Origin of the sequence: Yersinia aleksiciae (assembly GCF_001047675.1) — a bacterium.
In the GTDB taxonomy this organism is placed as follows: Bacteria; Pseudomonadota; Gammaproteobacteria; order Enterobacterales; family Enterobacteriaceae; genus Yersinia; species Yersinia aleksiciae.
Window position 1 is genome coordinate 255134 of record NZ_CP011975.1, and the last position, 16907, is coordinate 272040.

The following is a 16907-nucleotide window of genomic DNA, read 5'->3' on the forward strand; positions in this document are numbered from 1 at the left end:
CTTAATTATTAATATATATTTTTATTTTTCTTAGCTATTTAATTATTGCCTAAATTGACTTATGTTAACGCCTGTACTAATGGTTCATATGTTAATTAAGGTGAGTAGAATGTCTCCCGTTTCTTCCGCAACAAGTAAATTAACATGGCGCGGCCGAATGTGGAGCCGGTTAAAGAATATGGCCTTCCCGCTGCGGATATTCTTTCTGCTACTCACTGTCTCGATTCTGCTCGTTGGTGCATTGGATCGCTTCCTCAGTCACAATTTTGAGCAATACCTGCTGGATCAAGTCAGTAAAACCGCAATGAATCAGGCCAAAATTATCGCGTCGATGGATTCCGTGGTGAATGCGGTTAAACATCGCGATAAAGCCCAGTTGGCAGAGATTGTCGGTCGATTGGGCAATACCTCTGACCTGGATTATCTGGTGATCGGCGATACCCAATCCATTCGCCTTTACCATCCCAATCCGGAGATGATCGGCTACCCGATGCAGTGGACCAAACCCGGCGCACTGGAAAGGGGCGAGAGCTACATTATCTTTGGTAAAGGTTCGATGGGTGAAGCCATGCGCGCCAAAACCCCGATCCGCGATGAGCAAGGCAAAATCATTGGGGTAGTATCGCTGGGTTACCTGATCAGCAAAATCGATCACTGGCGGCTTATTTACCTGCTACCCCTCACCCACTCGTTTATCATCGTGCTGGCGGTGTTGCTATTGCTGTCATGGCTGTTTGCCCACCATATCCGCCGTCAAATGATGGGGATGGAACCGAAAGAGATAGCGCGAGTATTGCGCCAACAAGAGGCACTGTTCGGGGCGGTATTTGAAGGGCTACTTGCGGTTGATCCTGAGGGGAAGATCACTGCAATCAATCAAAATGCGCGTAAAATGCTACGCATCTCAGCCACGCCACAGCAGTTGATTGGTTGCAAAGTCAGTGAGGTCGTCTCACCTGACCACTTCTTCCTCGATCAAACCGGCGATAACCGCCAAGATGAACTTTGTACCTTTAATGGCTTGAATACTATCGCTAACCGGGCCGGTATCTGGTCGGAAGAGGGTGTGTTTCAAGGCTGGGTGGTGAGTTTTCGTAGTCGGGATGATATCCATACCCTCAGTGCTCAGCTCAGCCAGATTCAACAATATGTCGAGAATCTGCGCACCGTCCGTCACGAGCATCTGAACTGGATGTCAACCCTGAGCGGGCTGTTACAGATGAAAGAGTTTGATCGGGCGTTGGAGATGGTGAAAACCGAATCCTCCTCCCATCAGGCCCTGATTGATATGCTGCGTACCGCCTTCAATAACCGGCAGATTGCCGCGTTACTGTTTGGTAAATACCACCGCGCCAGAGAGTTAGGGCTGAACTTGAACTTTGTTCCCGGTTGTCAGTTGAGCAACCTGCCCCCAACTATTGGCGAGAATGAACTGGCCGCCATCATGGGGAATTTGCTGGATAACGCCTTTGAGGCCAGCTTAAAAAATCCGGACAGCGATAAGCAGATTGAGATTTACCTGTCTGATGAAGGTGATGATTTGATTCTCGAGGTCGCTGACCACGGGTGCGGCATTGACCCACAATTGCAAGATAGCCTGTTCGAACGGGGTATCAGCTCTAAAAACTCAGATGAACACGGTATCGGCCTGTATTTGGTGGCGACCTATGTTCAGCAAAGTGGCGGCACCATTACGATAGAAGAAAATCCGCCACGTGGCACCCTATTTACAGTCTTTATTCCGAAGACGCATTGATCTCAAAGACGGGGAGATCCCATGGAATGGCTTAATATTTTAGTGGTAGAAGACGAAACACCACTGGCAGAGATGCACGCAGAATTTATCAAGCAGAGCAGCTACTGCCATGAAGTCTGGCTGGCGGGCAATTTGCAGCAAGCCCGCAGTATGGTGGCGCGCTTTAAGCCCGATTTGATTCTGTTAGATAACTATCTGCCCGACGGTAGTGGCTTGGAATTATTACGTGAAATGACCTTACAGGGCTTCGCGGGTGGCATTATTTTCGTCACCGCCGCCAGCGACAGTGAAACCGTGTCGGAAGCTATCCGCTATGGGGTGTTTGATTACCTGATTAAGCCGGTGGCCTACGAGCGACTGGAGCAGTCATTGGCGCGATACAGCCACCGTCATCAGGTATTGCAAGATGGCACTAAGGTCAATCAGCGCCAGATCGATGAGATGTACAATACCTATGCCCGTGGCGAGCAAAAAGTGACACTGCCGTTGGGGATCGACCAGATGACGCTGGATAAAATCCAAACGCTATTCAGTAATAATGCCGCCGAGTACACCGCAGAAAATGTCGCGCAAGCGCTCGGGTTAAGCCGCACCACCGCTCGCCGTTATTTGGAGTTCTGTGCCACCAACCAAGCGCTACAGGCAGAGATCATTTATGGCAAGGTTGGCCGGCCGCAGCGTATTTATCGCAGCAGGAAACTGGCGTAAGCCCACTCTCTGCGCTCCACTTCCCCGTGGAGCGCAGTATTTTACCGCAACAATTGCCTGTTTCCTCACCAAATTTAGCTTGCATATGTTAAGCCTCTAACATTTCTGATAACAATTATTGCTCAGCTAATGATTGATCAGCATCATGCATCTATCTGCTCCACAATAATGAAAAATCATGATTAATGTTGCATTGATAGATGACCATATTGTCGTCCGCTCAGGGTTTGCCCAGTTGCTATCACTGGAAAAAGATATTCGCATTATTGGCGAATATGGTTCAGCGGCTGAGGCATGGGCCAATCTCCCCAATATTGATGTCCAGGTTGCGGTGATGGATATTTCGATGCCAGACGAAAGCGGGCTAAGTCTGCTCAAGCGCCTGCGCCAAAAAATGCCCCATTTCCGCGCCATTATTCTGAGTATTTATGACACCACCGCCTTTGTGCAAAGCGCGATGGATGCTGGAGCCAGTGGCTATCTGACCAAACGCTGCGGCCCGGATGAGCTAGTCCAAGCGCTGCGCACCGTCAGTGGCGGTGGCCTCTATCTCTGCTCCGACGCGCTGCGGGCGCTACGCCATATGCCGCAGCAGCCGCAACAACTGGCCGTGCTGACACCTCGGGAGAAAGAGATCTTCCAGCTATTGATCAATGGAATAAGTGTCAAATCTATTGCCGAGAAACTGTTACTCAGCCACAAAACTGTGCATGTGCATCGGGCGAATATTCTGGGCAAACTCCAGTGTGAAACCACCGTCGAGTTAGTGCATTTTGCGCTACAACACCAGTTGTTGGCAGGTAATTGAGATGTGGCAACTGCGGTCTGTGGGGCTATCGCTGTTTCTGGTCATCTTCTTCTCTCTGAGTTGGCTGGCCCTGTGGACCATCAGTTTTTATCTGAGCGATGACGGCTTGCACGCCGTTCTATTGCTGCCGCAAGGGCTGCGATTGGCGTTGATGATTCTGCTGCCTCGGCGCTATTGGCCAGTACTATTGCTGGCGGAGTGCGCCGGACTCTGGTGGCTACATAGCGAGCAATTACAGACCTCCGCGCTGATTCTGCTGTCGCCGTTCTTGAGTTTGCTGCCCGCCTGGCTGACCCAACGCTTCTGGCATCACTACAGCCTCTATTGGCAACGGTTGTTGCTGCTGCTGACCGCCGTGGCGGGGAACAGTCTGCTACACGGCGCGGTACTGAGCTTGTGGCTGCCCTTGCCTGTCGCTCAGACGCTGCTCGCCACCTTTACCGGCGGTATTCTGCTGGTGCCGTTCACCTATCTAATCTATGAATACTTAAAGCAGCAGCATATTCGAAATCTATTTTCCCAGCAGATTCCTGACCCGCCGCTGCGCACCTCGCTGCTGATTTGGTGCTCGTTGATCTTTGCCATTCTGGTGTGTGTGCAGGTGGCGATTGCGCCGAATATGGAGCGCCTATTGCTAATTTTCGTCTTTCTGCCCAACGTGTTTATGGCCTACAAATTCGGCTGGCAAGGTGGGGTATTGGCGGCGGTATTAGGTAGTCTGATGATCACCGTCACGCGTCAAGCCAGCGGCGCATTTCATGATTTAACTGAGCTGGAACTTTTCCTCTCGACCCAAGCACTATTGGGGCTGACACTGGGGATCGCCATCAGTCGTCAGCAGCAGCTTGCACAGCGCCTACACCGCTATCGCAATCAGTTGGAGCAAGAGTTGCAAACCCGCCGCAAGCTGATGGCGCGCTTAGTGCATACCGAGGAGGATGTGCGCAAAGAGATTGCCCGCGAGCTACATGATGAGATTGGTCAGAACATCACCGCCATTCAAATTCAGGCGATGCTAGTCAATCGCAGTGCGCCGACCCCTGCGGCGCAATCTGCGGCCAATCAGATCAGTCATTTGTCGCAGCGAATCCACCAAACCACCCGCCAACTATTGCGCCAATTACGCCCGCCGGTGCTGGATGAAATGCCACTGGATCAAGCGCTACAGCATCTGGCAGAAGAGTTTGCTTTTGCCGAGCAAGGGATCACTTTCCAACTCGATTACTCACTGCCACCGAGCCCCGGTGAGGATGCGGTGGTGTTTACCCTGTATCGACTGGTGCAGGAACTGCTCAATAACATTAATAAGCATGCTAACGCGTGCAATATTCAGGTCAGTCTACGCCTTGCCGATAATATCATCACACTGGAGGTGCGCGATGATGGCATGGGCATTCCGGTACAACCCCAAAGCGGCGGGCTGGGGCTGCGCGGCATTGAGGAGCGAGTACGGGCGCTGGGCGGTGACTGGTTATTGCAACGGCGTTTAGGGACGCGCGTGGTGGTGAACCTGCCGACTCATGTCCGCACCACCGACTCTGTGAGCCTGCCCACAGAACCGGATCAAAAGCCGGCATAAATAAGCATTATTCCTAGCCGTCTAAAACCTTATCTCATCTCTTTCACCTTGACCTTCCTTACACTCACTTCAATTACCGGAGGAATCCATGGCTGCATCGCTTTTGTCGTCAAAGACTTTACCCCCTGAGCCTTTGACGCCGGAACAGGTGAATGCGCGTTACCGCTACTGGCGACCGCGCCTGATGGCCGCCATGGTGATGGGTTACGCCGCCTTTTATCTGACACGCAAAAGTGTCAACTACGCCATGCCAGTGATGCAACTGGAGCTGGGCTTGGATAAAGGGGATATCGGCTTGCTCGGCACGCTGTTCTATCTGGCTTACGGCGGCTCTAAATTTGTTTCGGGTATCGTCAGTGACCGCACCCAAGCTCGCTGGATTATGGGTATCGGCTTGATGATGACCGGGGTGCTGAATGTGGTGTTTACCCTGTGCCATACCCTACCCGCCCTGCTGCTGGTCTGGACATTAAATGGCTTCTTTCAGGGATGGGGCTGGCCACCTTGCGCCAAATTGCTGAGCACATGGTATTCACGCAATGAACGTGGCACTTGGTGGGGCTGCTGGAATACCTCTATCAGCATTGGCGGTGCCGCAGTGCCGCTGCTCTCGGCGTTTCTGGCCTCGCAATATGGTTGGCAGGCCGCGCTACTGGTGCCGGGTGCCATCGGTATCGTTTTAGGCATTTGGCTGTGCTGGCAATTGTGCGATAAGCCGCAGCAGCAAGGTTTGCCGACTATCGGCCAGTGGCGGCGCGACCCACAGGATCAGTGGCAGGAGCAGCAAAGCCCACCGATGCCGATGGGGCGTATCTTCCGCGATGCGATTTTGCGCAACCGCACTATCTGGTTGCTGGGGGTCTCTTATGTGCTGGTCTATCTGATCCGCATCGCCCTCAACGACTGGGGCAATATCTGGCTGGCAGAGAGCCACGGGGTGAATTTACTCAGTGCCAACGCCACCTTGTCGCTGTTTGAGTTGGGGGGATTGTGTGGTGCGCTGTTTGCTGGCTGGGGATCGGACCTGCTGTTTCGCGGCCAGCGTGCGCCGATGATTTTGTTATTCGCTCTGGGGCTGTTTCTGACCATGACCGCGCTGTGGCTGGCTCCGGTAGATAACTATCCGCTGCTGTCAGTGACCTTTTTCAGTATCGGTTTTTTTGTCTTTGGGCCGCAAATGCTGATTGGCCTGGCGGCAACGGAATACACCCATAAAGATGCCGCGGGAACGGTCACCGGATTTCTCGGCTTGTTTGCCTATCTCGGCGCTGCATTGGCCGGATGGCCACTGGCACAGGTGCTGCAACATTATGGCTGGCAAGGGTTTTTCGCCTTGCTCACACTGGCATCGGCCGGTGTTGGATTGTTATTGATGCCGCTACTGATGACCGGCATCAATCGATTAGGGTTTGAACCGACGGGAAAGCGCTTTATCCCAGCGGACAAAGAGTAAAAGTACGTCAAATAATACCTCTCCTACAACGATAACTCTGTTTGTGACCCGGTTTCGGGCCATCAGGGAATAAAAAGGATAATGTTATGAAACTTGCACCTCTCTCTGTACTGATTGCTGCTGGCCTCGCACTGAGCGCCTTTACGACTGTCGCCAAGGCCGAAGGCCGCTTGGTGATCTATTGCAGTGCCACCAATGCCATGTGTGAAGAAGAAGCCAAAGCCTTCGGCGCAAAATATGATGTCAAAACCAGTTTTATCCGTAATGGCTCCGGCAGCACACTGGCCAAAGTGGATGCAGAGAAAAAGAACCCGCAGGCGGATGTCTGGTATGGCGGCACGCTGGACCCACAATCCCAAGCCGGTGAGATGGATCTGCTCTATGCCTACCAATCCCCCAATCTGTCGCAGATCATGCCGCAATTCCGTGACCCGGCAAAACGCAAGGGTAACTACTCCTCGGCGGTCTACATTGGCATTCTGGGCATAGGCGTAAATACCGACCGCCTGAAAGAAAAAGGGTTGCCGGAGCCAAAATGTTGGAAAGACCTGACCAATCCGGTCTACAAAGGCGAAATCCAGATTGCTGATCCGCAAAGCTCCGGCACGGCCTACACCGCGTTAGCCACCTTCTCGCAGCTGTGGGGTGAAGAGGCGGCCTTCGATTATCTGAAAAAACTGAACGCTAACGTGTCGCAATACACCAAGTCGGGGATTGCTCCGGCCCGTAACGCCGCCCGTGGTGAAACCACCATCGGCATTGGCTTCCTGCATGATTACTCGCTGGAAAAAGAGAAAGGTGCGCCGCTGAAACTGATCTCACCCTGTGAAGGTTCTGGCTATGAAATCGGCGGCGTCAGCATTCTGAAAGGCGCGCGTAATCTGGATAACGCCAAGTTATTCGTTGACTGGGTGCTATCAAAAGACGCACAAGAGTTGGCGTGGCAGAAAGGTCAGTCCTACCAGATTTTGACCAATACTACCGCCGCGACTTCTCCTAACTCACTCAAGCTCGATGACCTGAAGCTGATTGACTACGACATGGACACTTACGGTGCTACCGAGATGCGTAAGAAGCTGATCACCAAGTGGGTTAATGACGTCAAGATGGGGCAATAACAGCCCACACGCAATTTCGACGCCGGTAAATAATTTATCGCTTATCTCTATAACCCTGTCATTGGCGTTGCAACCTGTGAACACAGTTGCGGCGTCAATGACAAAGGTTATCTCTGGGGAACACCATGACACACACTCTGCGGATCCCGCAGTCACGGGATGCCATATTCTATTGGTTGGCTTTCGCCGTGGCTGCTTTTGCCTTGTTACCCGCATTCAGTCTGGATTACGGCCTACTTGAAGCCAGTCGCGCTGAGCTATTGGCCGCTTATGGTTGGTCTGGACTGAACATCAGCACCTTGTGGTTTACCCTGCCGCTGCTGTTGCTTTTCCGCCCACTATCACCGGCGGGCCGCGAGCAGCGTAGCCGCCACTATTTTGATGCTGGTTATGCTCTGTTCTGCGCCCTGTTCGTGGTGGTCACTTCCGCCTGGCTAGAGCGTGGGCTAGGTTTTGCCACCATTGGGCTGTTTATTGCCTTGGGCGCAATCATTACGCTGGCACTGGCTCGCCTTGAGTGGCTGGGGGGCGACCGCTTTGTCCTTGGGTCACTGGTGACCATTATTGCCCTGATTACCGTCTTTATCCTGTTCCCCAGCATCGCGATTTTCATCCCGATTTTTACCGATGAGAGCGGGGCTTTTGCACCATGGCAATTTATGGCGATCCTCGGACAGGCCCATATCCTGCAAGTTATCTGGAACTCGTTCCTGCTGTCGGTGGCGGTCGGTATCGGTTGTACTTTCTTCGGCATGGTGCTGGCGATCTACACCACGCGCATTGCCAAACGCTCAGCGCTGCTGGGGCGTATTTTCTCGATTTTACCGATTGTCACCCCGCCTTTTGTGGTCGGGCTGGGCGTCACCCTGATGATGGGCCGCTCCGGCTACGTGACCGAGTTGATGGTCACGTGGTTTGGGCTGACCAATACCAACTGGCTGTATGGTTTCACCGGCATCTGGCTGGCACAGGTTTTGGCCTTTACGCCGATGTCATTTATGATCCTCGACGGCGCGATTAAAACTATTCATCCGTCACTGGAAGAAGCCTCCTACACTCTGCGTGCCAGCCGTTGGCAGACTTTTATGCAGGTATTTCTGCCGCTGCTGAAACCCGCGCTGGCGAACTCATTTTTGATTGTGATTGTGCAGTCGCTGGCGGATTTCAGTAACCCGCTGGTGCTGGGGGGGAACTTTGACGTGCTCGCCACGCAAATCTACTTCTATATTACCGGTGCACAACTCGATTATCCGGCAGCCTCGACACTGGGCGTCATTCTGCTGATGTTCTCGCTGTTTATCTTCTGCATCCAGTATATGTGGATAGGTAAACGCTCCTACGTCACCATCTCCGGCAAATCCTCCCGTGGCGACGTGCAACCACTGCCGGTGTCATTGGTGTGGGGCACCACCGCCATGCTGTATGTGTGGATCGCCTTTAATGTCCTGCTGTACGGCAGCATTTTCTACGGCAGTTTTACCGTCAACTGGGGGGTCGATTATACCCTGACGCTGAATAACTTTAATCAGCTATTCGGCCAAGGTTTCAGTGATGGCGCATGGCCTTCGCTGCTCGATACTTTACTGTATGCCGGGATTGCCGCACCTATCACTGCCGCCTTCGGTCTGCTGATCGCCTATATCGTGGTACGCCAACAGTTCCGTGGCAAAAAAACCATCGAATTCAGCACCATGCTCTGCTTCGCGGTGCCGGGCACGGTGGCGGGCGTCTCCTATATTCTGGCCTTTAACAGTGCACCGGTCTATCTGACTGGGACAGCCGCCATCGTCATTATCTCGATGGTGATGCGCAATGTGCCGGTGGGGATACGTGCCGGGATTGCCGGATTGGGGCAGTTAGATAAATCGCTGGATGAGGCATCACTGAGCTTGCGGGCCGGTTCACTGCGCACCGTGATCTATATTTTGCTGCCCTTGCTGCGTCCGGCGATTCTGTCCGCGCTGATTTACAGCTTTGTACGCGCCATGACCACCGTCAGTGCCATCGTCTTCCTGGTTACACCGGATACTCGCGTCGCCACCTCTTACATCCTTAACCGCGTGGAAGATGGAGAATATGGTATAGCAATTGCCTATGGTTCCATTCTGATTGTGGTGATGCTCGCCATCATCTTCCTGTTTGATTATCTGGTTGGCGAAGCGCGTATTGCCCGCTCAAAAGCCAGCAATGCTGAATAATGACGTACTGATAAGGCCAAATATTATGTCTAATAACGATACTGCTGTTGATAAAAAACATTTTGTCGAACTCAAGCACGTCACCAAACGCTTTGGCACCCATACCGTGATTGACGACTTAAATCTGGCGATCCCGAAAGGGGAAATGGTCACCTTGCTCGGGCCATCCGGCTGCGGCAAAACCACGGTCCTGCGGCTGGTGGCAGGGCTGGAGAAACCCTCTGGCGGCCAGATTTTTATCGACGGTGAAGATGTGACCGACAGATCTATCCAACAGCGAGATATCTGTATGGTGTTTCAGTCCTACGCCCTGTTCCCCCATATGTCGTTGGGGGAGAATATAGGCTATGGCCTGAAAATGCTTGGGCGACCCAAAGATGAGATTCGTGAGCGCGTGCAAGAAGCATTGGCGCTGGTGGATTTAGCGGGTTTTGCTGACCGCTTTGTTGACCAGATCTCCGGTGGGCAACAACAGCGGGTAGCACTGGCGCGGGCGTTGATCCTCAAGCCAAAAGTGCTGCTATTTGATGAGCCACTGAGCAATCTGGATGCCAACTTGCGCCGCAGTATGCGCGATAAAATCCGTGAATTGCAGCAGCAGTTTAATATTACATCGCTGTATGTCACCCATGACCAGAGTGAAGCTTTTGCCGTCTCTGATACCGTTTTGGTGATGAATAAAGGCAAAATTATGCAAATGGGAGCGCCACAAACCCTGTACCGCCAGCCTGCCTCCCACTTTATGGCCAGTTTTATGGGCGATGCCAACGTCTTCCCTGCGCGAATCAACAGTGACAGCGTTGAGATATTGGGTTATCACATCCCACGCCCGCTAGGATTTGCCACCGGATACCAGCACGCCACCGTGGGCGTACGGCCGGAGGCCATCACCCTGAGCCAGCAGGGCGAATCCAGCCAGCGATGCACCATCAATAAAGTGGCCTATATGGGGCCGCAGTATGAAGTTCTGGTGGATTGGCATGGGCAATCATTGCTGCTGCAAGTAAACGCCACGCAACTGCAACCGGCACCTGGCGACAGTTATTATCTGCAAATCCACCCGTATGGCATGTTTGTGTTGGCGGATACCCCCGAGTAAACCGGTGAGCGGGCAGCGAAGAACAGGGCTGCCCGCCCCTTTATCGGATATCCACCGGATATTTTCCGCATAAACATTGAGCTAAAAGCCAAAAATCTCAATAAGTTGCACAAACTCTAAGCAAACGATTCAAATTTACGGTTTCCCCTTTGACATGCCCCTGATACCCCGCTATTATTCGCCTCGTTCACACGATTCCTCTGTAGTTCAGTCGGTAGAACGGCGGACTGTTAATCCGTATGTCACTGGTTCGAGTCCAGTCAGAGGAGCCAAATTAGAGAAACCCGCTTAGAAAACTAAGCGGGTTTTTTGCTTTCGATCTGTCGCGTCACAACCTATAGTAACCTAAGCATCACTAATGTATTGGCATTATGCTGTGAGTGCGATGCCATTATCACCGCATTACCTATCCCTATGATACTTATGCTGGAATAAGTAGCAGAATCGATTATAGAAATTTCCTACACCCATCCCGAAAAATCGTATATATTTACATTTAGAATTATAAATTAACTATTTCTCATCTGTTTTCCTGACGCATTTATTATTATTTAATTAAAAAAATTCCTAACTCGTTTATAATCAACTCACTAGGTAGAATAAGCCCATTGGCTTGGTTCGAGTCCAGCAGCCTATACATAAGCAAGAATCTTTTCTTGATAATCTATAATTAGAGATTAGAATCACCGAAATAGTACTTTGGGCATCGGCAGTAGTGGTTCTTGTTTATCTCGTCTTGGGTAATCATTTGGAGTCTATCGGTGCGAGTGAGGGGCAGTGAATTAACCCTGCGAATCCCAAGATATAACAGTTTATGGAGATAACATGACAAAATCAGTGATGATCGTTGATGACCATCCGGCTATACGTGTCGCCATTCGGGCGTTACTATCGCAAAGTAATGAATTTTCAACAATTTATGAATCTGTCGATGGCAGTGAAGCACTAGAAACATTAAAAAACAATCCTGTTGATTTAGTCATTATCGATATTGAATTACCTAATTTCGATGGCTTTTCGTTGCTGAAAAAACTGCAACAACGCGGGTTTACCGGTAAATCATTATTCTTGTCCGCCAAGAATGAGCAAGTTTTTGCGGTACGCGCATTACAGGCTGGTGCCAACGGCTTCATCAGTAAGAATAAAGATATTAGCGAAATTCTGTTTGCCGCACAGAACGTATTACGAGGTTATTCATTCTTCCCATCTGAAGCTTTGACCCAATTAGCCGGGCAACCTTCAAGCCATGATCCTGTCAATCGGGCGCGTTTGTTGTCAGAGCGAGAAATTAATGTTTTACGTTATCTGGTGAATGGCTTGTCTAATAAACAAATTGCCGACGAAATGTTTATCAGCAACAAAACTGTCAGTACCTATAAAACCCGAATCCTGACTAAATTAGGGTTAAGTTCGGTCATTGAACTGGCAGATTATGCGCATACCCATAATTTGGTGTAGTTCAGTCGGGTCTGGTTTCCGACGAACCGAGTCTTCTTTACGTAGTTGGTTTTCCTTACTCATCTTACTGTCCTGCTTGCTATTACTTAGCGGGCAACTTCATGCCGCCGTGATGACCGGCCGCCAAGGGTGTGACACTGGACAGCCCTTGTCGATACACAGCATCGCTAATAGCTATAGCGAAGACCTATTACTTACCCCTTCCACCGACACGCGCCAATCAAGTCGGCGCACGGTGAAAGTGGGGGTGGTCATTGATGCCAATACCCCATTTGTGGTTAACCGCGATGATAATGCCATTGAAGGTATTGTTGCGGATTACCTGAAAATCATCAGTGATGCCAGCCAACTCTCTTTCCAGATGATTGGTTATTGCGACTATGGATTAGTGTTGAATGCGCTGGAGAATGGTCAGATTGATTTAATGGCCGGAACCCCGATGCCTGCTCAGCCGGGGTTGATTGCTTCCCATGCCTTCTTTACTAACCGGCATGTTGAAGTCCGCAGCAAAAATTGGGACCCAACCAAACGCACTCACCCGGAAACCGTGGCTATCGTCAATAACGAGCCGCTCTCACCAGAGTTTTTGTTTAATTATCATGCCGACAAAATTGTCGCCTACCCTAATCAGTTACAGGGGTTGCTGGCTGTTGCCTATGGTAATGCCGATGTATTTGTCTCTAATGCCACCTCTGCCAACTATTTGATTGACCAGTTGCAGCTGCTGACGTTGCAAATTCGCAACTTTGCGCCCTACCACCCTGCCCCCTATACATTCCTGGCGCGGGAAAGTAATCAAAAACTCATTGATTACATTAATCAGATCCTAGAACTGCTCCCCACTCGGGCGACCGGAGATATTCAGCAACGTTGGTTTGGTAGCAAACATCATTACAATATTGATGCTAAGTTGCTTTTGACCGAACAAGAGGTTAGCTGGATTCAACAACATCCGGTGGTGAGTTATGTCGCTCCCCTTGATCTGGCCCCTCTGATTTTTCGTGATCGCCAGACAGGTGAGATGGCCGGTTTCGCCGTCGATCTTATCGATATTATTTCACGTCGAACCGGGATTAAATTCGAACCGGTTTACACCAAAGATAGCGGTGAAGGGGTCCGTGATTTTGTCGCCGGTAAAATCGATATGCTGCCGATTGTGGCGGTAAGAAACGGTATGTATGGGCACAATCTTTACTCCTCGCCAGTTGCCCAATCCCTATGGGGGATACTGACTCGCGAAGACCGTATTGATATCAACAATGTGGCCGATCTGGCAGGAAAACGGGTCGGCATACAAGCGGGCAGTGCTTCCAGTGGGATTATTGGTAATCCGCTCTTGGCTCAGAAGATTACTTTTGTGCAAGCCCCCGATACCATGACGTTGGTGCGTTGGTTACAGCAGGGTAAAGTTGATGCGGTCATCAAAAATATGATGACGGCCAACTATCTGTCAGCGCAGAACTTTAGCCCTAATATTAAAACCGTGGCGGTGGCAGGTGAAGAGCCATTGATGATGGCATTTGGTATCAGCCCGAGGTTGCCAGAATTAAAAGCCATCATTGATAAAGTGATTGAATCTATTCCGCCGGAAGAGTTAGACAATCTGATCAGCGACTGGAGCACATTTAAACCTAACCCGGTGAGTTTTGATAGCAAGACATTAGATAATGAATTACTGATGATCGCGCTGAAAATAAGTTCAGGGCTATTATTGGTCTTTGGCTTATATCTCTGTTATCTGGTGTTCAATAAGCGCCGTCAGGCCATGTTGTTACATACCCGTTTATTGCAACAAGAGTCGATCATTAATGCCTTGCCCTTCGCGGTATTCATTCGGACTGCGAATGGAGAGCTAGCGGTTTATAACAGCCACTTTGCTGCCGCGCACCAAGATAAGCTTAACGATATGCTCAATCAGAAGAGTGAGTCAGCCCACTGGCCAATGACCAGTCAGCTCGATCGTGAGATAGATAAATACTGTCGCTATGTCTTGCTGGATAGAAAGCCACAACTGGTGGATTTATCCCTTGAGATTAACGAGGAGCTGCGGGATATCTTCCTGTGGATTATTCCGCTGGATAATGCAGAGCGCAGTTTGCTCGGTGGCTGGCTGGATATCAGCCAACGTAAAACGGTTGAGCGTGAATTGGAAGCGGCCCGTGTCGAAGCCGAAAGCGCCAACCGCACCAAAAGTACCTTCCTTGCCACCATCAGTCATGAACTGCGCACACCGATGTACGCCATTATGGGCTTGCTGGAGCTGGAAATACGCAGTGATCAGCCGGTCGAGAAAGATACGTTAATTACCGTATCCAAAACCGCCCAGTCTCTGATGCTGCTGCTGGATGACATTATCGACTCCGCTAAAATTGAGGCCGGTCAACTGAGTGTTCACCCGGCGGTAGTTGATTTCCGTCAGGAAATGGAGCGGATGTTCACTATCTATCAGCCGATTGCCGATGAGCGCGGACTGCGATTCTCTGGCTGGCTGGATGAGCATATCCCGCCGTTGCTGATGGTCGACATGCTAAGAGTGCGGCAGGTGATGGGAAATCTGTTGGGCAATGCATTGAAATTTACCGAGCAAGGCGGTGTCTCGATAGATGTCACTTGGGAGCCGATGGATGGCACGCGCGGCATAATGAATATCGATATTACCGATACTGGTATTGGTATCTCCCTGGCAGCACAAGCCACCCTATTCCAACCCTTTAGCCAAGCTAACGAAGGGAAATCACCGCGCTTCGGTGGCTCTGGATTGGGGCTGTGGATCTGCCATCAGTTGATTCATAAGATGGGCGGGCAAATCATCCTGGAGAGCCAACTAGGTAAAGGCACTAGCCTCTTTATTACCTTGCCGCTAGAGATCGCCACTGAGGATGATATTCCCCAAGATACGACCATTCTGCATGCTGATGAAAAACAGCTGGGTCATTTAAAAAATCTACGTGTTTTGGTGGTGGATGATTTACCGGCTAACCGTCAGTTACTCCAGCAGCAGTTGGCCTTTATCGGTATCGAGCAGGTGATGAGTGCAGAGAATGGCGCGGAAGCCTGGCAAATATTGCAGCATTATAGCTTTGATGTGGTCATCACCGATTACAATATGCCATTGATGAATGGTTATGAACTGGCGGCGCATATCCGGAGTAGCCCTGCGATAAAAGAGATGATCATCATTGGCTGCACGGCGGATGCGCGGGAAGAGAGCACCAGCCGATGTACTGACGCCGGAATGAATGATTGCATGATCAAACCTGTGACCATCGACACCTTACGCACGGTTCTGCTGCGCCAGGAGATTATTGGTGGTATGAGCGCAGACCGTCATCACACCGCAGGTGACAATCCTGTTAGCCCAAAAAGCAGTGAAGCAGCTAAATTACCGCAATCCCCGCTTACGGCGGCGCAAGATAAGTTAAGATCGCTCTCTGGAGGCAGTGCTGAGGTAGAGTTGCAGTTATTGCAATCATTGCTGGAGAGTAGTTCGCAGGATACTGAGGCACTAACACAGCGATATAATCAGTTGGCGACGGCTGATGACACCGAAATCCCTGATGATATTTACCCAGAGATGGCGAGTCTGGTGCACCGCATTAAAGGCGGTGTACAACTGATTGATGCGCAACAACTGGTAGACAGCTGTATTAAGTTCGAATCGCTGCTGCATACACATGATAAGCCCACAATTATTGCGCAGGGCATCGAATATCTGGCACTGTTAACCGAAACTAACCAATTATTAATTGAGCTCGTCGCTTCATACACCAAAATAGGTAGTCGTGACTCAATAAAATAGAAAATTAGCGAGCATCCCATGAAAACCCGTCAGAACTTTTGGCGGGTTTTCTTATTTAGCGCGTGATTATTTATGGCTTGGATAAAAGTCTAATTCTGTCATCAAGCATGATAAACACCCTAACACAATGAAGTTAAACAATTTTATTATTGTTCTATTTTTCATCGGATATGTTCCTACATAATTTGTGGGAAATTTCGGATATAAAACAAGGACGCATCTCATTCAACTCACCTCCATTTCCCCCTACACTGGCATCGGCCCAAAAACTGAACAGAAAAATCGAAATAACGGCTAATTCTATTCAACTTAATGATCGCTCATTTCGCTGAATGCAAAAGGTCCGTGTTTGCCAAAATATAAATCATAAATTTAAGTAGGAATTACATGGGAAAAACTCTAATGGCGTTGATGCTACTTGCCCTACCGGGCATGGCATTGGCAGCGACCTCAAATAACACGATTAAGTTTCAGGGCGAAGTGGCCGAACAGACTTGCATGGTTGATATTAATGGTACAGCAAACACCCCAGTTGTTTTATTACCCACCGTCTCAACCAGCAACCTGAACCAAGTTAATTCGGTTGCGGGCAAGACCAATTTCACGATTAATCTCACCGGCTGCAACATTGCCATTCAAGACACCAAAATTAGCTCGGTTTTTCAGGGAATGAACGTGACGAGCGCCGGTAATCTGGGCAATGTCGGTACAGCACAAAACGTGGCAATTCAGCTGCTTGATACCAAGGGTGCGCCAATTCGTATGTCTGGAGGCAGTGTTGAAGTCCCCGGTATCACATTGGTCGCGGGCGCAACATCAGCATCACAAGATCTGGCAGCACAATATATTACGGAAGAAGGTCGTGCGACGGCAGGGAGTGTCATTGCCTCTGCTCAATATGCGATTACCTATCCCTAACTATTCGTGAAAC

General features: G+C 50.3%; 11 protein-coding genes and 1 tRNA gene. All 12 read left to right on the forward strand.

The annotated features are described in order from the left end of the window. The first annotated feature begins 157 nt into the window (after positions 1–157). On the forward strand, positions 158–1756 hold the full coding sequence (gene dpiB, locus ACZ76_RS01355) for a sensor histidine kinase DpiB (protein ID WP_071840456.1): 1599 nt from the start codon (positions 158–160) through the stop codon (positions 1754–1756). Between the two features lie 21 nt (positions 1757–1777). Beyond that, positions 1778–2464 (forward strand): two-component response regulator DpiA, encoded by a 687-nt coding sequence (gene dpiA, locus ACZ76_RS01360; protein ID WP_048616117.1) that lies wholly within the window; start codon positions 1778–1780, stop codon positions 2462–2464. A 178-nt stretch (positions 2465–2642) separates the two neighbouring features. Beyond that, the gene (locus ACZ76_RS01365) at positions 2643–3272 is read left to right on the forward strand and encodes a response regulator (RefSeq protein WP_048616119.1); all 630 of its coding nucleotides are present in this window, start codon (positions 2643–2645) and stop codon (positions 3270–3272) included. A 1-nt stretch (position 3273) separates the two neighbouring features. Then, complete coding sequence (locus ACZ76_RS01370; protein ID WP_048616121.1) at positions 3274–4851, forward strand: MASE1 domain-containing sensor histidine kinase; 1578 nt, start codon at positions 3274–3276, stop codon at positions 4849–4851. Positions 4852–4939: 88 nt separating this feature from the next. After that, positions 4940–6304 (forward strand): MFS transporter family glucose-6-phosphate receptor UhpC, encoded by a 1365-nt coding sequence (gene uhpC / locus ACZ76_RS01375; protein WP_048616123.1) that lies wholly within the window; start codon positions 4940–4942, stop codon positions 6302–6304. A gap of 86 nt (positions 6305–6390) precedes the next feature. Next, entirely contained in the window at positions 6391–7422 is a 1032-nt protein-coding gene (locus ACZ76_RS01380) for an ABC transporter substrate-binding protein (protein ID WP_048616125.1), read from the forward strand. Positions 7423–7547: 125 nt separating this feature from the next. Next, complete coding sequence (locus tag ACZ76_RS01385; protein ID WP_048616128.1) at positions 7548–9620, forward strand: ABC transporter permease; 2073 nt, start codon at positions 7548–7550, stop codon at positions 9618–9620. A 25-nt stretch (positions 9621–9645) separates the two neighbouring features. Next, positions 9646–10719 (forward strand): ferric ABC transporter ATP-binding protein, encoded by a 1074-nt coding sequence (gene fbpC / locus ACZ76_RS01390; RefSeq protein ID WP_048616129.1) that lies wholly within the window; start codon positions 9646–9648, stop codon positions 10717–10719. Between the two features lie 196 nt (positions 10720–10915). Continuing rightward, positions 10916–10991, forward strand: a tRNA-Asn gene (locus tag ACZ76_RS01395). Positions 10992–11544: 553 nt separating this feature from the next. Beyond that, complete coding sequence (locus tag ACZ76_RS01400) at positions 11545–12177, forward strand: response regulator transcription factor (RefSeq protein ID WP_048616131.1); 633 nt, start codon at positions 11545–11547, stop codon at positions 12175–12177. Further along, positions 12152–15976 carry a response regulator gene (locus ACZ76_RS01405; protein WP_074007658.1) on the forward strand — a complete coding sequence of 1275 codons (3825 nt, stop codon included), beginning with the start codon at positions 12152–12154 and terminating at the stop codon, positions 15974–15976. Before ACZ76_RS01400 ends, ACZ76_RS01405 begins: the two co-directional genes overlap by 26 nt. A gap of 387 nt (positions 15977–16363) precedes the next feature. Next, the gene (locus tag ACZ76_RS01410; RefSeq protein ID WP_048616135.1) at positions 16364–16894 is read left to right on the forward strand and encodes a fimbrial protein; all 531 of its coding nucleotides are present in this window, start codon (positions 16364–16366) and stop codon (positions 16892–16894) included. The last annotated feature ends 13 nt before the right edge of the window (positions 16895–16907 follow it).